Here is a 22,116-nt window from a genome sequence, read left to right as displayed (position 1 = left end):
TGACATCTAAGAGGTACTATGGAATTAATAAGACTAATCTCTTCGGGAATTTGAGATCTATGCTTTGCATTATATCTTTCATCCATAGTAAAAGAAATAAGCTCCTCAAGAGGAGTCTTATTCGTTTTACTATCCCAAGGTAATCTTTTTACAGAGGTTCCCCAGTGATTATCTTTATATTTAGTTTTCATGGCGGCGAGTGATGGAACTTCTGGGAGCTGGCTAATCATCAACCGCCAAGTATCACATATTAACCAGCTCTCAGAAATTCATGTGATTTTCCTTTCTATAAACTGGTTCTATTATATCACTTGATCTCTAATTTACCAACTCTGTGCAAATTAGGAATAATAAATAAAAAAAACATCCGCTTGGGATGATTTTTTATCATAATATTATTCTTCTTCAACCTTAAATACTTTGATTATTCCAAAGGTAGCAAAATAAAAAGCTAATCCTAAGAATAAACCACCAATAACATCTGTAATATAATGCATACCAGATGCTACTCTACCAAATAATACTATAGCAATTATAATAACTGCTAAAGAAAGTGAGCCATATTTAGCAAAATTATTTTTATACTTAAAGCATATAAAGGCATGAGATGCTAGTGCTAAGAATGTTGTAAGTAAGACATGGGTTGATGGGAATGAGCCCTTCTCCTCATGTGTTGGTCTTATATTAATTTTAATTACATGATCAAATAATAACCAACAAGCAATAATTAATACTAACGAAGCTCCAAAAATAATAATTTCAATATCAACCTTAAATAAGCTCTTTCTTTTAATTAATTGATATATTCCTAAACAAACCTCAAATATTACTACTGTAAATGTTACATACATTAATAAATCTGTCATTGTATCAATATTATCCTTATAGCTATAGCTAACAAGATTATTAATGTGAGATAAGCCAACGGCTTGTCCTGATTCAGCAATAACTGCCTTGTCTACATTTAATAGTAGCATCAATACTAGGAATAAGAATAAAAATGAACAACCTAATATTGTATATAAATTAATAAATTTCTTCACTATATCAGCTCCTAACAGACTTAATTATAACACCAAATATATATAATTACTAACAATAAATAGAAAAGCTGTAAACAGCTTAGTTTACAGCTAATCTATATTATTTTATAAGTGGGGCTACTGCCTCTGCAAGTATTTTATGGTCTTCTTCTTTAAAATGACAATGATCAAATGTAGGAGTTATGAATCTTTTGGCATCTATTAAATAATCTGGATGATATTTCTTAGCCAATTTTTCATATACATTATAAAATTTCAAGGATAATTGATATGAATGATAATTAAATTCTATATCTGTAGTTCCTATTAATTTACCTAAAGTAATTGGAGATATAAAAATATATTTATCTATTATATTTAATTTATATATCTTATCTAATAATAAATCTAAGCCATTATAGATATCCCCTGGAGTAGATGCATTATCTATTTTTACATCATTAGTTCCAAGCATAAAGATAAAATAATCTATATGATCATATTTTAATAATATCTCTTCAATATTAGATATACCAATTCTTTCATCCTCTTTTGCAGGATAAATAGATGTTCTACCATTTAATCCTTCATTATAAACTATATAATTACTACCTAATATATTTCCTAATATTTCAGGATAAGCCTTATCATATCTTTCATGATATGGCTTATATCCATAGGTATTAGAATCTCCATAACAAACTACTTTAATCATTTGAATCCCCTTATAATTTTTGGAAAGAATCCTGAAGAATAATCTTATTTAAATTCTTAGGCTTTCTTCCCTCCTTTAATACTCTTTCTCCTGCATTAATTGCACCAATAGGACAAACTAAGGCGCAAAGTAAACATCCTACACATTTATCCGTATTACAGTTTGGTCTTCTTTCCTCTTCATTCCACTCCATTGCTTGATGGGCGCCATCAAAACAAGAAATTACGCATCTACCACAACCAATACATTTATCTAAATCAATAGATGGATAAACCTTATAATCTCTATCTAATTCTTCTGCAGGAATAATATTTTTATTCGCAAGGCCAACTAAATCCTCTAAATGATCTACTCCTTCTTTTTCCATATAATGAGATAAGCCATCACATAAATCCTCAACAATACGATAGCCATATTGCATAATGGAGGTTGTCATTTGTAAATTTTTACAGCCAAGTAAAATAAATTCAGCCGCATCCTCCCAAGTCTCAATACCACCTATACCAGATAATTCGGTATCCTTTAATTTTGGATTAGATTTCATCTGTTGAATAAATCTTAAAGCGATAGGCTTTACAGCCTTACCACTATAACCTGATATGGATGATTTACCATTGATAATTGGTAATCCAACCTTCTTATCCAAATCTACATTAATAATGGATTTAATGGTATTAATTGCAGAAATACCATTCGCTCCACCTTCCATAGATGCGATAGCAGGAATACACATATCGGTAATATTTGGAGTCATTTTCGCCATAAATGGAAGGCTTGTACCTCTTCTTACAGCCTCGCAATACTTCTTACATAATTCAGGGCTAGATCCTACATCACTACCCATCGCATGGCTTGTCATTTGAGGGCAAGAGAAGTTAAGCTCAATCATATCCGCTCCAGCTTCTGTAACAAGCCTTGCAAGCTCCTCCCAATCCTCTTCATTTGAACCCATAATTGATGCGATTAAAACATGATCAGGATAATTTTTCTTTAATTTTCTTAAATCCTCTAAATTCTCTTCTAAAGAATGCTCTGCAATTTGTTCCATGTTTTTAAAACCAACAAATGGTTCTGCTTCCTTAGTAAGCGCATCAAATCTAGGGGATACCTCATCAATTAAATAATGCTTAGGTCCTATTGTTTTAAATACTACTCCACCAAAGCCAGCTTCATATGCCTTAGCACACATTTCATAGCAATTTCCAACAGGGGAGCTCGATAAGCAAAATGGATTTTTAAATTTAACACCCATAAAAGTAATAGATAAATCTTTTTTCATCATTTTACTTGCCCTCCTTTAAGAAATCTATAATCCTATTTGTAACCTCTTTAGCACTTCTAACAGCATATACAACATTCTTATCTAATGGTGCTAAATCTCCGGCAAAGAATAGATTTGTATTTTTAATTCTATAATCAGAAGAATTAAAATCCTCTATAGATAATCCTAAGTTATCTAAATCATAAGTTTGTCCAATTGCTAAAATGATTAAAGGTGTCTTTATTTGTACTTTAGAATCGATAATTCTATGAGTAAATGTACAAACTCCAGATTTAGTTGCCTTAACTGGTATATATCCATCTAAAATAGTTACTCCAGCTTCTCTTGCCTTTAAAAGCTCATCCTTAGATGCTTTAAAGTATTCAAACTCCTCATAAGCAAAATCTGTAACAGTTTTTACACCAAGCTTCTTTAAGGTTAAAGAAGCATCCATTGCTACATCTCCACCACCAATAACTACTGCTGATTCAGGTAACTTAATCTTACCTTTCTTTTCTTTAACTTCTTTTAAGAAATCCACAGCAATCTTAACCTTTTTATTATCGTTAAATATATCTAAGGTTTTTCCTTTAGGGAATCCTGTTGCAATAATTACAGCATCATTTTCTTTTTTTAATTCTTCTAACTTGTTAGAATCTATAGCTGTATTAAAGATAAAATTTACACCTAAATCAGAGATTTTTTTAATCTCTTCATCAACAACCTTATTTGGTAGTCTATATTCAGGGATACCTACTCTTAAATATCCTCCAGCCTTAGAATATTTTTCATAAACGGTAACAAAAAAGCCCATCTTTGCTAAATATCCAGCACAAGCTAGTCCAGCAGGTCCAGAACCTATAATCGCAATTTTTTTACCATTAGGTTCCATTTTTGATAATATATTCATCTTTGTACAAGCTTCATAATCCGTAATAAATCTTTGAAGCTTTGCAATATGAATTGGTTTATCAATACCACATCTTGAGCATGCCTTCTCACAATATTTTTCGGTTGGACATACTCTTGCACAAATACCTGCAAGAATATTATTTTCTCTTACAGTTTCACATGCTCCTATAACATTCTTAAACCTTAGGGAGCGAATAAATTTTGCAGGATCTGTTCCTGCAGGGCAATCCTGGCTGCATGGTGCATCTAGGCATAAAAGACATCTAGATGCCTCTTCCATTGCATCCTTAGGAGTTAAGCCCACTTCTTCTTTTAAGTAGTCTTCAATCATAAATATTTCCTTTCTAAATAGATTCTTTGGTAACTTATTATACCATAAAAAATAATAAAATGGCAGTTAGAAAGCCATAATAGTTTCTATACTGCCAAATATTTCTATATTATTGTAAGAATTCCTTACATTTATTTTTTAATAGCTGACAAGAATTTTTAAATTTCTCATTCTCTTCGCTAGTTAAATGAAGCTCAACAATTTCCTTTGCTCCTTCATTATTTATAATGGTAGGAACACTAACATATACATCAGATACTCCATATTCTCCATCTAAGTATACAGAAACAGGATATACCTTATTCTCATCATAAAGAATAGATTTTAAAATACCTGTAACACTTGCAGCAATACCATAGGAGGTATTACCCTTTCTTGCAAAAATATCCCACCCAGCATTTTTAGCTTCTGTTAAGAATCTTTCATATGGGTTTTCGCCTATTCTAGATTTATTATCTTTAAATACATTATCAATATCTTTTCCACCAATCGTTGCAGTGCTCCAGGCAACCATTTCACTATCTCCATGCTCACCAATTACAAATGCGTATACACTAGATGGAGATACATCTACTGTTCTTGCAATATAATAATGTAATCTTGCAGAATCTAAGGTTGTACCACTACCAATAACCTTCTCCTTAGGAAGCCCTGATAGCTTCCATGCATAATATGTCATAACATCAACAGGATTTGATACTACAAGTAATATTCCATTAAATCCTACTGCCATAATAGATTCTACAATAGACTTCATTACACTCTTATTCTTTTCAAGTAAAGCCATACGATCTGTAAGAGTTGAATTCATTGGTACAGATGCTGTAATAATAATAACATCTGCATCCTTACAATCCTCATATTTTCCACTTTTTATTATTGTTTTATAATTCATAAATTCCATAGCGTGAGTCATATCTAGTGCCTCACCCTCGGCCTTTTTTTCATTAATATCAATAATAATAATTTCCCCACAAATACTTTGATTCATAATGGAATAAGCAATGGATGTACCAACCATTCCTGCTCCTACAATAACAACCTTACCACGATTCATAATAATGCCTCCAATTGAATACCTTTGCTATTATATCACAAAAAACGTATATTTTTAAAAACAATATTCAATAACTATAATTTTTTTGTTATCTTTTTAGAATAATATTCAAAATGAAACAAATAAGACATTTCCGTAAACAAATAGTCATCTATTCTTCTATATTATTGAAGTTTTTATATTTAAAATATATAATAAATTCCTAAGGAGGATTCATTATGAAAAAGAGAATACCCTTTATATTATTATCTTTATTGGCCTTATCTTCTTGTGGTAATAAACCTATTGAAAAGGCCAAGAAAGGAAATGTCTTATTAGATATTATTGAAATAAATGATTTACATGGCTATGTAAATGAAGCAGCTAAAAATAAAGAATATGATTTAGCCAATATTGAATATTATATTGAAGAAAAAAGAAATCTAGAAAATAATGAAGTATTATTAATCGCTAATGGAGATATGTTTGAAGGAACTGCCTTTTCAAATTTATCTATGGGCTTATCTACATTAAATGTATTAAATGAAATGAATTTTGATATGATGGGTATTGGTAATCATGAATTTTCTTGGGGATTAGATAGTATATTACAATACTTTGATAAGGATATAGATAATGGAGAGGCCAATTTTCCTCTTATTAATGGAAATATCTATAAAGATAATAAAAGATATGGAGAAGATAATATAGATGACAACATCTTACCATATACTATAGTAAAAAAGGGAGATTTAAATATAGGTATAGTATCCTATATAGGAGATGTTGCATCTTCTATTTCTTCTTCTAAGCTAATAGATTACAAAATTGAAGCTAGCCTAGATTTCTTTAAAACAGAAGTAAAAAAGGATTGCTTAAAATTAAAAGAGGATGGTGCTGATTTCATTGTATTTAATATCCACGGTGGATATAGTGAAAATATATTAGAATATAATATCAATAAGATTGTAGCTGAATTAAAGGATGATAAAGATAATTATTTAATTAATGCTATCATTAATGGTCATACACATTCCAAACAACAGGGATTCATGAAAAGAGAAAAGAATAATCTTCCTTTAGTTCAAGGAGGATCCTATTCTGATTCATTTGGGGAAATAGTATTAGATATTAATTTAGATACTATGGAAATTGAAAGAGCATCTTCTTCTGTCATTCCTATAACGAATATAAAAAAAGAAAACAAAGATATAAAGGTTCAAGAATCTATTGATATAGAATATAACAAAATAGAAGATATTGTAAGTGAAGTATATTGTGAAAATAATTCCTATATTTCTAAAGAAGATATAGGTATGCTTTTTGCGAAGGATTTAAGAATTGGTACAAGTGCGGATATATCTATATTAAATACAGGAGGAATAAGACAAGCCTTAAATAAAGGAACAGTTACTTTTTCTACTATATATGATGTATATCCATTTGAAAATCATATTATTTGCTTAAAAATAAAAGGAAAATATATTAATGATTGGATTTTAAAAGAATCTAAATATTATTATATGGACTATGATACTACATTTATAGATGATGAAATCTATAATGTATCTACAATAGATTATGTATATGAATCTAGTTATTTTAAAGAAGTTATATTAGAATATGAATATCTATCAGAATCATTTAGAAAAACACCAAGAGACTATATAATAAGTGATTTAAAAAATAGAGGAAATGTTCCTTTCAATTTAAATGATCCTATTTTAGTTGATGTTTTACCATTTGGTGAATTTGAATAATTAAAGGCGTCGAAATCGACGCCTTTAAAATATTTTTATAGATATTTTATGATTTCATCATAGATTTCCTTATAATGGTCATCTATAATACCAAAATCCATCTTTTTATAACTCCAAATAGCTCTACCAATATTATGCTTCAAAAAAGTTTTATGAATATGCTTTAGCCATATTAAAGTAGATTTTATATCCGCTCTATCAATTACACCATATTCACCACAGTATAAATATGTATTATATTTTTCTGTATGCTCTATAGCTTCTTTAAAGATAGTTTCAAATAAATCCTCATTTAAAATAGATAAGGCTTCTTCTAATGTACCTAAGGTACCATTAACTAAAGATGGGCAAATTCTAGCAACCTTCTTATATTCTTCTTCTGGCATTGGGTATGAAATTCTAAAATCTAATGGCATTTTATCCATCCAATATGCACCCTGATGTGTAAATGCCATTGGCTCATAGCAATGAATATTAAATACGATATTTTCATCATATGGTGCAGGAATTAGCTTTACTGCCTTAACACTAGAGTATCCTACTCCACCATATAATATTTTAATATCCTTCGCATTCTTACGAATAACCTTAATACATCTTAATGCTAAATCATTCCATTCCTCTAATACATCAAAGCTTGTAACCTCATTTAGCATTTCAAACATCATCATATCAGAATATTTACCATACTTTAGAGATAATCTATCCCAAATATCTAAGAATAAATCCTGTAATTCTTTATTTTTAAAGAATCCATCAGAATATTCAAAATCATCAAAAGAGTATCCTGGTGCCTTATGTAAATCTAGGACAATGTTTAAACCTACATTTTTACACCATTTGATACATAAATCAATATATTTATATCCAATAGGATTATCACATTTATTCTTCTCGTCATAAATGTTTTCAAAGTCTACAGGTAATCTTAAATGGTCACAGCCCATATCCTTGATTTTCTTTATATCTTCTTCTTTAATAAAAGAATCAATATGAGATAGCTCAAGACTTCCTTGGGATAACCATCCACCAAGATTTACACCCTTCATATATCCTTTTAATTCTTTCATGCTTACCCCTCTATATCAAAATAATATTCAATTGCTTGATTATATTCCTCCCCAGCCTTTAATATATCCTTTTTATCTTGTAAAAAGTCACTATTAATTGTATTTGGGTGGAACATACACTCTAAGCAAACCGCATAATATGGCGTCATAACCTTATCATTGTTCATGATTTCTCTACCTGTATAATTACAAGTATAAATAACTACTACTGGATAGGTTGTTTTAATTTTAAGTACTCTTTTCGAATCAGGGTCCTTTAATACAACATTAAATAAATCCTTATTCCAATTATCAAATATATAAGGAAAATCATATCCATTGGTATTATTTTTGATTTCTGGATGCATTAAATAATCCCCGATTTTATGCATTGTTTTAAAAGAATAGATTTCTTTACAATCTACGATTTCTTTAGGTAATAGATGTTCTATTCTTTCCATTTTCGATGCATTTATATACAAAGAATGATTTAAAATTGAGCCTTTAGCGTTACCGCTTAGATTGAAATACGAATGATTGGATAGATTAACTAATGTATCCTTATCTGAAATACCTTTATAGCTTAAAGTGAGCTTATTTATATCCTTATATAATTTATATATAACCTTCAAATTAAAATTACCCGGATATCCTGATTCCATATCCTTAGAAAAATAGGAGAATATAACCTCATAATATTCTTCTGTTTCATTTTGCTTATAATCAAATTCTTTATATCCTACTCCATCTATCCCTCCATGAAGTCCATTAGGGTCATAGGATGGAATAGTATATCTTATGCCATTTAATGTATAAGTAGAATTGGATATTCTTCCACCTGTCCTACCTATAGTTTTACCTAAACAGCTTCTTTCGGTAATAAAATCCTTTTTATCCTTTGTCGTATAAATAATAGATTCTAATTTTTTATCCTTATCCATTGTTTTTATATCATATATGGATGCACCCAAAGTACAAAGCGTAACTTCTACTCCAAGATTATTTTTAAGTTCAATAAATTCTATCATTCTACTCCACCCCTTTTTATTACATCCTTATAGTAATAATAGGAATCCTTAGGAATTCTATTACCGGTTTTATAATCAACATAAACTAAACCAAATCTTTTCTTAAGCCCACAATTCCATTCAAAATTATCCATAAGGCTCCAATAGAAATAGCCCTTTACTGGTATTTCTTTAGATACCTTATCAAGCTCTAGCATATATCTATGGATATAGTCAATTCTTTGTGGGTCATGAACCTTACCATCTAAGGATACAAAATCAACATTACATAGACCATTTTCACTTATAATGATAGGCTTTTTATATCTTTCATACAAGTATTTAGGACCATAATATAATGCCTTAGGCATAATTTGTAGCCAATCAATATTTCCTTCTGGATAACCAAAATCAAAATCATTTTTTACTAAATTATTATCTTTATCCAAAGAATAATAATTACCTGTATAAATATTTTGATAGATATAATCGATTGGCTGACTGATTAGCTCTAAATCCTCTTTTGTAATGTTTGGAAGACAATCCTTAAATTGTAAATAATACTCCTTAGGATAATCTCCTAGGAAAATAGGATCACTATAAATGGCAACAGAATTTGCATATTCAAAGGATCTATCTAAAGAAAAGTATTTTAAATAGCATTTTTGATATAATATAGGATCATCATGAACAGGAACTAAAGGACGAGAGCATGGCGCAAAGCCAATTGTTGAATTTTTAACATTCTTTCTTATAATCTTTACTGCCTTACCATGACACTTAAGTAAATTATGAATTGCATGTAATATTTCCTTATCATTATATTTAATTCCTGGGGCAAATAAACATGCATCATGTCCCATAAATATAATGCACTGAGGCTCATTAATTGTGATATAGTCACTTACAAGTCCATCTAGGGCCTGTGTTACTATTTCTGTATAATACATGAAATAATCGGATATTTCATCATTTAAAAAGCCCCCCTTATCCATTAGCCGCTGTGGTAAATCCCAGTGGTATAGTGTTACATAAGGCTTAATATTATATTTTAATAATTCCTTACATAAATCTTGGTAATACTTAATTCCAAGTGGATTAGGTTCGTTATTACAATCAATTACTCTTCCCCAGGCTATAGAAAATCTATAGCTATTTACGCCAAGCTCATGAAGTAATTTAACATCATCCTTATATTTAATATAGCTATCACAAACAATAGAACCATCACTACCATCCATGATGGTTCCTTCCTTTTCTGTAAATGTATCCCAAATAGATTTTACTCTATTGTCCTTATTTATAGATCCTTCAATTTGATATGCTGCAGTTGCTGCACCAAATATAAAATCCTTTTGAAACATAAATTATTCCTCCAAAAAAGGCAATGTCTCCATTGCCTTTTGTTTTTAACCCTTTACAGCTCCACTTGTTAAATTCTTCAAAATGAAATTGGAGAATACTAAATATACAATTAAAAGTGGAACTATTGCCAACAACATAACCATATAAACTCTTCCCAAATCAAAGGTCTGTGTGTTGGATTGGTCATTTAAAATTGCTAATGCAAGCGGAATTGTCTTTAAATCGTTTGATGCATTCGCTAAGATTAGCTGTGGAACGAAGTAGTTGTTCCAGCTAGATACGAATGAGAAAATGAACTGAATAGCTAACGCTGGTTTTAGAATAGGTAAAACCATTCCGTGGAATATTCTAAGCTCACCTGCACCATCAACTCTTGCTGCTTCTACCATTTCCTTTGGTAAAATAGAATCAAGATACTGCTTAATGTAGAAGAAAACAATTGGAGATGCGATTGCAGGAACGATTAATGGAATATAAGCTAATGCTCCACTACTTGGAGAAATTAAGCCCATATCTTGACACATCATAACTAAACCGATTGCACTTACCTGAGATGGCACCATCATTACTAAGATAATGAATAAGAATGCGATTCTCTTTAGCTTGAACTGGTACATATGAATTCCATATGCTGTTAATGCACTAAAATAGCATGATAATAATGCACTAGCAAATGCGATAAGGAATGAGTTGATCATACCATTAATAACTGGAAGTGGAGAATCTAACATCTTCTGCCAGTTATCACCAAAGCTTGTACCTGGTAAAAAGCTAAATCCGGTTTGAATTTCGCTATGAGATTTTGTTGAGTTAATTATTAATACATAAAGTGTAAATAAACAAATAAATGATAACAATACCAATACAGTGTAAGCAACAATTCTACGAACAATTAATATAGCTTTTGCTTTTGCACTTAAAGCATCGTGGCCAGAGCCTCTAGTATCTAATACTCTTACATCTTCTATACTATTTACCATTAGCAATCACCTTCTTATGCTTCTGTGGTAGCTTATCTCTATAAGAAACGAAGTAAACAACAACACTTAAAGACGCTGTTAAGATAAAGATAAGAACGGAAATAGCTCCAGACATACCATAGTTTCTAGTTGAGAAAGTCTGGTTCAAATACATAACTAGTGTATTTGATGTTAAGTTTGGACCACCGGCCTTATTAAACATAACAGCAACGTCGAACAACTGAATACCACCAATTAATGATGTAATAAATACATAAATGAAAATTGGCTTTAATAATGGCATTGTAACGTCCTTGAAGGTTCTAAATGCACCGGCTCCATCTACTGTAGCTGCCTCAAATATATCCTCATCAATTCCCATTACACCACTCATTAATAATAATGTAGTATTACCAAACCACATTATGAAGTTAATTAAACCAATCATTATACGGTTCCATTCAACGCTTGTGGAGACGTCATATGGCGTACTAATCCATCCCCACTGCATTAATAGACTCATAATTGGTCCTTGTCTTGATAATAAAGTCATAAATAAGAAACCGAAAGCGGCTGCCATAATTAAGTTTGGCATATAAATGACTGTCTTAAAGAATCTCTGTCCTTTAATTTTTAATCTTCTATCTGTAAACCATACTGCTAATAACAAAGACACTACAATTTGTGGAATAAAACATATTAGCCATAAAACGATAGTATTCCATAAATACTTCCAAAAATCTATTTTAGAGAACAAAGTTGCATAGTTCTGGAACCCGATGAAGTTAGGTCCCACAACATCTAATAATTCTTGACGATATTCCAAAAAGCTGTAATAAAAGGTCTGAATTAATGGCCACAAGGAGAATATGGCATATACTACGAAGAAAGGAAGAATTAAAATATAACCCCACTTCGCATAATTGACCTTTTTTCTGGTTGTAGATAGTGTTTCTCTTTTAATAACATTTGCATTTTCCATACATAATCACCAACCCTACTTTAAATTAGGGCAGGCACGAGGCCTGCCCCTTTTTTAATGCTTGTAAAAACTAATTATCTAGATAATTCTGCATGAGCAGCTAGAACCTTAGTATAGAAATTGTTCCAAGCTGTTTCCTCATCTACAGTACCAACGAAGTAATCCTTCATAGCTTCCTGAAGCTTTTCGTTGATTGTCTGGTCATATGCAGATACATTATCCATATTAATCTTTGGTGCAGCTTCTGCGAATAACTTAATGTGGTTCTGACCACCTAAGAATGCTGAACCATATTCAGGATCATTAGCTAACTTGTTCATAGCTGTCTGGTTATTAGTATAATCTAAAGTATCACGAGTAATCTTTTCTGCAATAGTAGCATCACAAGTTAACTTCTTCATGATATCAGCGATAGTTGCCTTGTTATCAGTACCAGCTGCAGCTGCAATCCAAGTACCTCCCCAGTAATAAGAAGCTGGGCCGTAGCATACTCTATATTTTCCTTCTAGGTTTTTACCTGCGTCATTCTTAACTGCTGCATTATTAGCTAATGTGAAGTTAATTCCCCAAGTTGAGAAGAAGAAACCGAAAGTATTACCATTAATTGTCTGCTGAGCGTTCCAATCCTTGCTCCATAAAGATGTCTGGTTGTTATAACCCTTATCTGTATATTCCTTAGTCTGCTTAATCCAAGCCTTTAGCTGATTATCAATAACAATCTTCTTATCCTTGTTTACTAATGGAGCAGAAACGTTGTTAGAGAATACACGGTAAGCATCATCAAAACCAGATAACATGCAGTAACCTGCATCCTTCATCTGCTTAGCTACACCATCAAACTTAGTCCAGTCAGAAACTAATGCCTGAACCTCATCTGGATCATGAGTTCCTAATACTGCATCAGCAATATCAGTTCTATAAGCGAATAGACCTGGAGTTACCTGCCAAGAAACACCCTTTAACTTACCATTTGAATCCTTTGCGATAGTCTTAGTATATTCATACATATCAGCTGTATCATTATCAGTTAAACCAACTTCCTTAACATCTAATGTATACTTTGAGTTAACATACTTTAATGCATAGTCAGCTTCGAATAAGAACATATCTACCTTATCGTCTGCCTTTGCGTTAGTTGCAGTTAATGCCTGGTCTAGAGCCTGCTGATATGCGCCACCCTGATTTGAAGTCATCTGGAATTTAACTTTAATTCCATTCTTTAATGTGAACTCTTCGTTCTTCTTGTCTTCTGACTTAATTTCAGGATAATAATCTCTAAATCTAGAAATGAATTCGTCGTTCCAAACTCTAACGTTTAAAACCTTACCTTCTTCCTGCTTTTCAGCAGTTTTTGTGTTGGAGTCACCTCCACAAGATGCAAGACCAAATAATGCTAGTCCCCCTAAAGCTGCTACTGCAGCACCAGTTAAAATACTCTTTTTCATAATTTTTTTGTCCTTTCAGCAAATACTATTACTTTTCCCTTATTTAATATTTTTGTCGATTTTTTAAATGGTCGACACCATTACTTATCAAAACTACTTTAAACTTCTAACAGTTTCCCCCTGTTGAAGTCTCCCACTTACCAAAGTTCTATCCGCTAAGGTGATCTTTGGATTTTCAATTAAACTAATAAGTTTTTTCGTTGCCGTAATACCTTTTTCAGTAGAATTCTGAACATATGTTGTAATTATAGGTCTTAGTAACCGAGAAAGCTTAATTCCATCGTAACCAACAATGCTTATATCCTCAGGAATCCTTAAACCATGTTTTTCAATTTCCGTAATACCTCCAAGTAAGGAGTAATCATCTGGATACATTATAACTGTTGGTCTTTCCTTTAGTGATAATAATTCTCTTGTCGCTTCGCCACTTATCTTCGGTATGTGATACCTTCCTTTCTTTACATATTCATCATTTACTTCAATTGCATTTTCAGCACACGTTTTATAGAAGCTTGCAACACGCTTTTGTGTAACGGATGTATCATCACCTGTAATAAACGCGATTCTTTTATGTCCCATTTCCGCAAGGTAGTTTACTATATCTTTTACTCCCTGCACATTATCGGATACTACAGATGCTACATCATTGAATTCATAATCAATCGTCACAGTAGGAATTTCGCTGTCCACTAACTGTACTACCTCGGGATCCCTGAAATCTACTGAAGCAATGATTACTCCATCCATGTTTCTGTACTTTGCATGTTCATAGAAGCTTAAGTGGTCGTGACCAAAATGGTGAGAGATGAATGTTATATCATATCCGTGCTTCTCAGCTTCATCCTTTATACTATTAAGGATAGCGGAGAAATACTCATGCTCTAAACCAGAACTTGTTTCGTCTACGAATAGAACTCCAATGTTATAACTCCTTTTTGTTTTAAGCAATCTCGCAGATGCATTCGGAATATACCCCATTTCCGCTGCAATCTCGCGGATACGCTTAGCCGTTTCTGGATTTAGATCGGATTCACCGTGCAATGCTTTACTAACAGAGGCAATTGATAATCCACATCGCTCGGCGATATCTTTAATCTTTACCATAAAAATCACCCACTTCTTTCAAGGCTTCTTAAACGTTTTCGTACCTCTATTATATGTAAACGTTTTAAAAATGTCAATACTTTTTTTTGAAATAAATTTTTTTTATTTTTTTCGTTAATTTTTTGAAACTTTTTGCATTTTTCCCTTGATTTCCATTATTTTCCTATATATAATGAAGAAAAAAGGCTTCCGTAAACGTTTATGTAAGCAAATGAGAGGATTATAGTTATGAAATTTGGACATTTCGATGATAATTTGTACGAATATGTAATTACAAATTATAATACGCCTCTTCCTTGGATAAATTATTTTGGTCAAGACGGGTTTTTTAGCTTAATGAGTAACACATGTGGGGGCTACATGTTTTACAGGGACGCTAAGCTAAGGCGTATTACTCGATTTAGATATAATAATGTACCTAGGGACTATGGAGGACGTTATTATTATATTAATGATGGAGGAACAATCTGGAATCCAGGATTCCTTCCACTAAAAACTAAGCTAGATAGCTACAAGTGCAGACATGGACTTGGCTATTCTATCTTTGAAAGTGAAAAAAACAACTTAAAATGTGAACTATTAGCATTCGTTCCATTAAATGATTTATGTGAGATTAATCAGATTACCTTAACTAATAATAGTAATGAGGTTAAAAATGTAACTCTTCACGGTGTAGTTGAATGGTGTTTATGGAATGCTGTAGATGATAGTACAAACTTCCAGAGAAACTGGAATATTGGTGAGGTTGAGGTAGATGATAAGACAATCTACCATAAAACAGAGTATAGAGAAAGACGTAATCATTACTCCTTCTTCCATACAAATATTCCTCACGATGGATTTGATTCTGATTTAGATACATTTATGGGATTATATAATTCCTGGTGTGATCCAAATGCAGTATTAGAAGCTAAATCTTATAATAGTATGGCTTCTGGATGGGCACCTATTGGCTGCCATATGTTTAAAATTGAATTAAAACCAGGCGAGTCTAAAACAATCATCTTCCAAACTGGTTATGTTGAAAATGAAGATGATAAGAAATTCTCTGCACCTGGCGTAATCAATAAAGAAAAGGCATATGAATTACAAGAAAAATATGCTACTCCTGCTCAGGTTGAAAAGGCATTTACTGCTCTTAAGAACAAGTGGGTTAATCTATTATCTACATTACATGTAGAATCCGACAATAAGAAGTTTGACCGTATGGTTAATATTTGGAACCAATACCAATGTATGGTTACATTTAATATGTCAAGATCTGCATCCTACTACGAAAGTGGTACAGGACGCGGAATGGGCTTTAGAGATAGCTGCCAGGATTTATTAGGCTTCTTACATCTAATCCCAGAAAAATCAAAGGAGCGTATTATTGATATTGCTTCTATTCAGTTCCAGGATGGTTCAACATACCACCAATATCAACCACTAACTAAGCGTGGTAATGCAGATATCGGTGGAGGATTCAATGATGATCCGCTTTGGTTAATTGCTGCTGTAAGCCAATACATTAAGGAAACAGGAGATTATACAATCTTAGATACTCCTACTCCTTTCAATAATGAAGCAGGTAGCGAAAAGCCATTACTTGATCATTTAAGAGCATCCTTCAATTATATTACAACACACAAGGGTCCTCACGGATTACCATTAATTGGTAGAGCCGATTGGAACGACTGTTTAAATTTAAATTGTTTCTCTAAAACACCTGGTGAATCTTTCCAGACCGCTTCTAATTTTGAATCTGGTAAAGCAGAAAGTGTATTCATCGCAGGTATGTATGTATTATATGGAAAAGAATTTGCTGAAATCTTAAGAAGATCTAATCATAAGAATGAAGCAGATATTGTATTAAAAGAAGTTAAGGCTGTTGAAGAAGCAACTATTAAATATGGTTGGGATGGCGAGTGGTTCGTTAGAGCATATGATGCCTTCTGTAATAAAGTCGGAAGCCATGAATGCGAGGATGGTCAAATCTTCGTTGAACCACAGGGCTTCTGTACAATGGCTAGAATCGGTGAGGATTTAGACTTCGGTAAAAAGGCACTAGATTCTGTTGAAAAGCACTTAACTAATGATTATGGTGTAGAAATTCTACATCCTTGCTACAAAGAATATCACATTGAGCTTGGTGAAGTATCAAGTTACCCAATGGGATACAAAGAAAATGGTTCTGTATTCTGCCACAACAATCCTTGGATTGTTATTGCAAATACAGTTATCGGTAACAACGAAAGAGCGTTTGATATTTATAAGAGAAACTGCCCTGCTTATTTAGAGGAAGTTTCTGAGATTCATAAAACTGAGCCTTACTGCTATAGCCAGACTATCGCAGGTAGAGATGCTAAAAATTATGGTGAGGCTAAGAATAGTTGGCTTACAGGTACAGCTTCATGGACAATGGTAGCTGCTAGCCAAGCAATCTTAGGTATTGTTCCTGATTATGATGGACTTAAGATAGATCCACATCTTCCTAAGGAAATCAAGCATGCAGAGGTTCAAAGAGTATTTAGAGGAATCACTTATAATATTACTATCAATAATAATGCCACTGGCAAATATCAAATGGTAGTAAATGGTAAACCAGTCGATGGAAAAGTAGTACCATTCGACAAAACTCAAACTCAGCTTAAGGTTGTTATTGACTTATAATTTTTCATATCCTTCTGCCGTTCTCTCTCTCTCATACTTTTCAAGCAGAAGGTCTCTCCTTGTTTTTGTTTTAAGTGAATAACAATTAAAGAAGAAAAAGGAATCATGAAAATTGATTCCTTTTTTTTGCTTATTCTACTTACCTGAATAACATGACTAAGCATAATAAAACTGCAAATTATGCGCAAAAATCGATGGTTTTACTAGATTTTGGACAAAAAGAAAACAGGAGAAATAGGAGTTCTCCTGTAATCTTTCATTTGGTTAGGTTTTTTATAGGATTCTTGGTGCTTTACCAGCTAAGATAATATTATTATCCTCATCAACAATCAATGCATCTTCTAGGTCTAATTTAACCTTAACAGCATCTCTAATATGATAACCATTATCCTTTACATAGAACATCTGGCCATTATACTTAACATAAGCATACTTTTCATTGCCATAGTCTTTAACATCTAATACTTCAGCAACAAATTCATTTTCACCTTCATTATCTGTATTAAATAATACGGATAAATGAGTCTTTAATAACTTTTTACCCTTAGTATTGAATAATCTTTGTGCAAGATCAAATGGAACTTCAAATGTCATTGTACCATTCTTAAATACTAATCTATCCTTAGTAACAAGCTCTGCAGTACAATCTAGCTTAGTTAATAAGCTAATTCTTGGAATTTCAAAATCCTTGCCGGTTAATTTCATCTGAGCAAGCTTAATATCATAAGATACCTTGCCAGAAAGTTCAACATCCATAGGAGTCTTTAAGAATACAACATTCTTACCACTACGAACCCAATATAGATTCTCCTGATCTACTACTTCCTTCTTCTCAATTGTACCTTCAAATTGGTTACCTAAAACAACAGCACTTGTTAATACATTAACATTAACCTTGCCATCCTTAGCTTCATTTAAGATTGCTGGTGGTAATAATACAGCAGAATCAAAAATATTTAATACTCCATCCTTAACAGTTCCCTAATTAGAGAATTTTTCAGGAATACGCTGAATAACAGCCTCTTCAGTATCAATATCAAATAGATGAATCTTAGTTAAATCGAAGCCTACCTTAACGATATCTCCAACCTTAACCTCAAAATTAGATAGCATCTTAATTCTAACTTCTGTTAAGTTATCTGTAATGCTACCTTCGTTTTCCTTATCAAGATCTGCATAAACAATGGTCTCAGAGCCTAGTGCCTCTACTACTGTTACCCTTGCCTCTAATACATCAACCTTGTCATTCTTTTTCTTTTCGTCATATAAGAAGATGCTTTCAGGACGAATACCAACGCAAACCATTCTACCTGGTGCGATAACACGGTCCTTAATCTTTGGTAAGAATTCCTTTAATAGACGAATCTTACCAAAACTCATCTTTAAGTAAATATCATCCTGACCAATTTCATATGCTGCATTATAGAAATTCATTTGTGGGGTACCAATGAATCCGGCAACAAACTTATTCGCTGGATAATTGTAAATATTCTTTGGTGTATCAATCTGCTGAACTAAACCATCCTTCATAACTACAATTCTTGTACCCATGGTCATGGCTTCTACCTGGTCATGTGTAACATAAATGAATGTAGTCTGTAATCTTTGATGAAGCTTAGTGATCTCACTTCTCATGGAACCACGTAGCTTTGCATCCAAGTTAGAAAGTGGCTCGTCTAATAAGAATACCTTAGGATGTCTAACGATAGCTCTACCTAAAGCAACTCTTTGACGCTGACCACCGGATAAAGCCTTAGGCTTACGGTCTAAATATTCTGTAATATTTAATGATTCAGCAGCTTCTTTAACTCTGTCATCAATTTCTTGTGCTGTTAGCTTTCTAATTTCAACCTTTGGTTTACCATTTTCGTCTAACACAGGCTCATGATTTTCCTCATCATAAACAACACAAGGAACCTTATTAATCTTTAAGCTATATGCAATGTTATCATACACAGTCATGTGTGGGTATAGCGCATAACTCTGGAATACCATTGCGATATCTCTGTCTTTTGGTGCATAGTTGTTAACAACCTTATCACCGATGTACAACTCACCTGCAGTGATTTCTTCTAATCCTGCAATCATTCTTAGCGTAGTTGACTTTCCACATCCTGAAGGTCCAACGAAAACAATGAACTCTTTATCCATGATTTCCATGGAAAAGTCACTAACTGCCTTAAATCCATTATCATAAACCTTATAGATGTGCTTCAAACTCAAACTTGCCATTATAATTCCTCCAAGTTAAAATTTGCCTCTATCGTCCATATTTTACCACCAAATTTTATGATTGTAAACGATTTACTTAAACGTTTTAGATTTTTTTACGAAATTTTTTATTTATTACACAAAATGTCTACTTTTGTAACACTAAATAATATTGTTACTGTACATTTTCGAAAAGAAAAAGGAGAACTAAGCTTCTCCTTCTGTCTTATTTAGTTTGTTTTCGCTATAAAACAATAATATAGATGATACAATATCTAAACAGAAAATAAAAGATAACACAATAGACCAAACCAGTAATGCATCTATCCTTATTTCTCTTCTTATTAGTTTATTTATAACATAAGAATAAACTTGGAAATTTGTAGATATCATATACATAAATGTTGTGCATACCATAATTCCTATAACTAAAGGAATACTCCAAAGTAAGAATGGATTTAAGGCTGCTGCGAAAAAGCAGAATCCTAAAATAAAATTAACTACATACCATGGAATTAAAGATAATTTTACAATCATTGTTGTTTTAATAGGGCTCTTTAATCCCTTAAATATTCCTATAAAGGCAAGTATTGCATTTACTATTACAACCGGGAATATCACTAAATTAGAAATCATACCTACAATTAAAGATATTCCTACAAAACCTTCTACATCTACATTTGCAAATAAAAATATAAGTGCTAATAAGTATGGTGCTTGCGCAACATACATTAGTACTTCTTGTACTATTAAAATAACTTTATTTCCCTTCATTCTATAACACCCCAAGAAATTATAGCAAAAAAAGATAGAATTCTCAAACTCTATCTTTTTAAAATCTTTCCAATCGCTATAAAGATTAATAAAACAATTAAATTAACAATTACTATAGTACTACCTGCAGGGAAATCAATATAGAAATTCATAATGACTCCAACCATGCAGCATAAAACAGAAATAATTACACTTGCTATAATTACACTCTTATATGTTTTAAATACCTGTCTTGCTGAAATTGTTGGGAATATTATTAAGCTTGAAATTAATAACGCCCCTAAAATCTTCATTCCAACAACTACAGTTAAGGAACATAATATTGCAATAATTACAGAATAAATACTGCTTTTAGATCCTGTAGATTTAAAGAATGTTTCATCAAACGTTAATGCAAATATCTTATTATATAAAAGAATGAATGCTAAAATAACTATTAAGCATAAGGAAACACTTATAATAAGCTCTTCTGTTGTAATAAAATTAATACTACCATAAAGATAGCTTTCAATATCTATATTCGTTCCAGCAGTATGAATTACAGTATAACCTATGGCTAAGCTTGATGAGGCAATTATTGCGATTGCTGCATCTCCATGAATCTTGCTTTTTTCTGTTAGCTTCAAAATAAATATAGATGCAATAACTACAATAGGCATCGCAAACGCTAGTGGGGCAAAATTAAGGGCAGATGCTATTGCGGCTGCTCCATAGCCCACATGGCTTAAGCCATCACCAATCATAGAATTCTTTTTTAATACCATAGATACACCTAATAAGGCTGCACATATAGATATTGATATACCTACAATCAATGCTTTTTGGAAAAATGGTAGGCTAAACATTTCAAAGATATTTAATATCATAAGTCTGCCTCCATATAATCATCTGTTTTACCAAAGTAATAACCATCTGTTCTTAAAGCTAATACCTTATTTCCAATTAAGGAATCATTATCTATATCATGAGTGATCATAATAATAGAGATATGATGTCCTTCATTTAAATGCTTTAAAATGGTATAGAATTCACTTTTAGATTTTTGATCTAGGTTATTACTAGGTTCATCTAATATTAATAATTTATCAGTTGCACACAAGCTTCTTGCAAGTAAAACCTTTTGACGTTGTCCACCAGATAATTCTGAAAAGCACTTTTTCTTTAAATGGGTAATTTTTAATATTTCCATAATTTCATAAGCTTTTTCTTTATCTTTTTTATTATGGAATGGACGTAGTCCCATTTTATTTACAAAACCAGATAAAATAACTTCCATTACTGAAGCAGGGAAATTAGGATCTACCCTAGTTTCTTGAGGCATGTAACCAATTTTTTCTGTATTATATTGAATTGAACCACCCAGTGGTTTAATTAATCCAAGCATACCCTTAATTAGTGTGGATTTACCAACACCATTTGAACCAAGTACAATAATAAAATCATTTTCTTCTACTTGGAAGGATATATCATGTATAACTGTTTGTTTTTCATAACCAAGTGATAAATTGGATACATCAACCAGCATGGTTAC

General features: G+C 31.9%; 20 protein-coding genes. 2 read left to right on the top strand and 18 right to left on the bottom strand.

Annotation, left to right across the window (positions count from 1 at the left end; genetic code table 11):
• The 6 genes from EI71_RS10035 to EI71_RS05355 form a co-directional block, all read right to left on the bottom strand.
• The coding region (locus EI71_RS10035) for a hypothetical protein (RefSeq protein ID WP_147387565.1) at positions 1–230 on the bottom strand (230 nt) is incomplete at its 3' end.
• A 165-nt stretch (positions 231–395) separates the two neighbouring features.
• A complete protein-coding gene (locus EI71_RS05375) occupies positions 396–1,043 on the bottom strand; it encodes a phosphatase PAP2 family protein (protein ID WP_119016232.1) in 648 nt (215 codons plus the stop codon).
• Between the two features lie 100 nt (positions 1,044–1,143).
• Positions 1,144–1,737, bottom strand: a complete 594-nt coding sequence (locus EI71_RS05370; protein ID WP_119016231.1) for a GDSL-type esterase/lipase family protein — start codon at positions 1,735–1,737, stop codon at positions 1,144–1,146.
• A 10-nt stretch (positions 1,738–1,747) separates the two neighbouring features.
• On the bottom strand, positions 1,748–3,019 hold the full coding sequence (gene preA / locus EI71_RS05365) for an NAD-dependent dihydropyrimidine dehydrogenase subunit PreA (protein WP_119016230.1): 1,272 nt from the start codon (positions 3,017–3,019) through the stop codon (positions 1,748–1,750).
• A gap of 1 nt (position 3,020) precedes the next feature.
• Entirely contained in the window at positions 3,021–4,241 is a 1,221-nt protein-coding gene (locus EI71_RS05360) for an FAD-dependent oxidoreductase (protein WP_119016229.1), read from the bottom strand.
• 109 nt (positions 4,242–4,350) lie between these two features.
• Positions 4,351–5,313 (bottom strand): L-lactate dehydrogenase, encoded by a 963-nt coding sequence (locus EI71_RS05355; protein ID WP_342769489.1) that lies wholly within the window; start codon positions 5,311–5,313, stop codon positions 4,351–4,353.
• 203 nt (positions 5,314–5,516) lie between these two features.
• On the opposite strand from EI71_RS05355, the gene EI71_RS05350 reads away from it, so the two are divergent.
• Positions 5,517–7,037 (top strand): bifunctional metallophosphatase/5'-nucleotidase, encoded by a 1,521-nt coding sequence (locus EI71_RS05350; protein WP_119016227.1) that lies wholly within the window; start codon positions 5,517–5,519, stop codon positions 7,035–7,037.
• A gap of 35 nt (positions 7,038–7,072) precedes the next feature.
• On the opposite strand, the gene EI71_RS05345 is transcribed toward EI71_RS05350, so the two are convergent.
• The 7 genes from EI71_RS05345 to EI71_RS05315 all read right to left on the bottom strand — a co-directional run bounded on the left by EI71_RS05345 (position 7,073) and on the right by EI71_RS05315 (position 14,948).
• Positions 7,073–8,107, bottom strand: coding sequence for a glycoside hydrolase family 5 protein (locus EI71_RS05345; RefSeq protein WP_119016226.1), 1,035 nt, complete (start codon positions 8,105–8,107; stop codon positions 7,073–7,075).
• Positions 8,108–8,109: 2 nt separating this feature from the next.
• The gene (locus EI71_RS05340; RefSeq protein ID WP_119016225.1) at positions 8,110–9,114 is read right to left on the bottom strand and encodes an aldose epimerase family protein; all 1,005 of its coding nucleotides are present in this window, start codon (positions 9,112–9,114) and stop codon (positions 8,110–8,112) included.
• The gene (locus tag EI71_RS05335; protein WP_162849795.1) at positions 9,111–10,457 is read right to left on the bottom strand and encodes a glycoside hydrolase family 1 protein; all 1,347 of its coding nucleotides are present in this window, start codon (positions 10,455–10,457) and stop codon (positions 9,111–9,113) included. Before EI71_RS05335 ends, EI71_RS05340 begins: the two co-directional genes overlap by 4 nt.
• Positions 10,458–10,502: 45 nt before the next feature.
• Positions 10,503–11,438, bottom strand: coding sequence for a carbohydrate ABC transporter permease (locus EI71_RS05330; protein WP_119016223.1), 936 nt, complete (start codon positions 11,436–11,438; stop codon positions 10,503–10,505).
• Positions 11,428–12,399: a carbohydrate ABC transporter permease gene (locus EI71_RS05325; RefSeq protein ID WP_119016222.1), complete on the bottom strand. Its 972-nt coding sequence runs from the start codon at positions 12,397–12,399 to the stop codon at positions 11,428–11,430. Before EI71_RS05325 ends, EI71_RS05330 begins: the two co-directional genes overlap by 11 nt.
• Before the next feature lie 74 nt (positions 12,400–12,473).
• Positions 12,474–13,844 carry a type 2 periplasmic-binding domain-containing protein gene (locus tag EI71_RS05320; RefSeq protein ID WP_119016221.1) on the bottom strand — a complete coding sequence of 457 codons (1,371 nt, stop codon included), beginning with the start codon at positions 13,842–13,844 and terminating at the stop codon, positions 12,474–12,476.
• A 93-nt stretch (positions 13,845–13,937) separates the two neighbouring features.
• Positions 13,938–14,948: a LacI family DNA-binding transcriptional regulator gene (locus EI71_RS05315; RefSeq protein ID WP_119016220.1), complete on the bottom strand. Its 1,011-nt coding sequence runs from the start codon at positions 14,946–14,948 to the stop codon at positions 13,938–13,940.
• Between the two features lie 228 nt (positions 14,949–15,176).
• Between EI71_RS05315 and EI71_RS05310 the strand changes: the two genes are divergently transcribed.
• Positions 15,177–17,600: a glycoside hydrolase family 94 protein gene (locus EI71_RS05310; RefSeq protein ID WP_119016219.1), complete on the top strand. Its 2,424-nt coding sequence runs from the start codon at positions 15,177–15,179 to the stop codon at positions 17,598–17,600.
• Positions 17,601–17,873: 273 nt separating this feature from the next.
• On the opposite strand, the gene EI71_RS05305 is transcribed toward EI71_RS05310, so the two are convergent.
• From EI71_RS05305 to EI71_RS05280, 5 genes are all read right to left on the bottom strand, one after another.
• Positions 17,874–18,356: a hypothetical protein gene (locus tag EI71_RS05305; protein ID WP_119016218.1), complete on the bottom strand. Its 483-nt coding sequence runs from the start codon at positions 18,354–18,356 to the stop codon at positions 17,874–17,876.
• Positions 18,357–18,581: 225 nt separating this feature from the next.
• The gene (locus tag EI71_RS05295; protein ID WP_119016216.1) at positions 18,582–19,832 is read right to left on the bottom strand and encodes an ABC transporter ATP-binding protein; all 1,251 of its coding nucleotides are present in this window, start codon (positions 19,830–19,832) and stop codon (positions 18,582–18,584) included.
• A 186-nt stretch (positions 19,833–20,018) separates the two neighbouring features.
• A complete protein-coding gene (locus tag EI71_RS05290; protein WP_119016215.1) occupies positions 20,019–20,585 on the bottom strand; it encodes a DUF6652 family protein in 567 nt (188 codons plus the stop codon).
• 50 nt (positions 20,586–20,635) lie between these two features.
• Entirely contained in the window at positions 20,636–21,451 is an 816-nt protein-coding gene (locus EI71_RS05285; RefSeq protein ID WP_119016214.1) for a metal ABC transporter permease, read from the bottom strand.
• A complete protein-coding gene (locus EI71_RS05280) occupies positions 21,448–22,110 on the bottom strand; it encodes a metal ABC transporter ATP-binding protein (RefSeq protein WP_162849794.1) in 663 nt (220 codons plus the stop codon). Before EI71_RS05280 ends, EI71_RS05285 begins: the two co-directional genes overlap by 4 nt.
• Positions 22,111–22,116 lie beyond the last annotated feature (6 nt).

Origin of the sequence: Anaeroplasma bactoclasticum, from assembly GCF_003550015.1 — a bacterium.
Classification (GTDB): domain Bacteria; phylum Bacillota_I; class Bacilli_A; order Acholeplasmatales; family Anaeroplasmataceae; genus Anaeroplasma; species Anaeroplasma bactoclasticum.
This window is presented reverse-complemented; position numbering and strand designations above follow the sequence as displayed.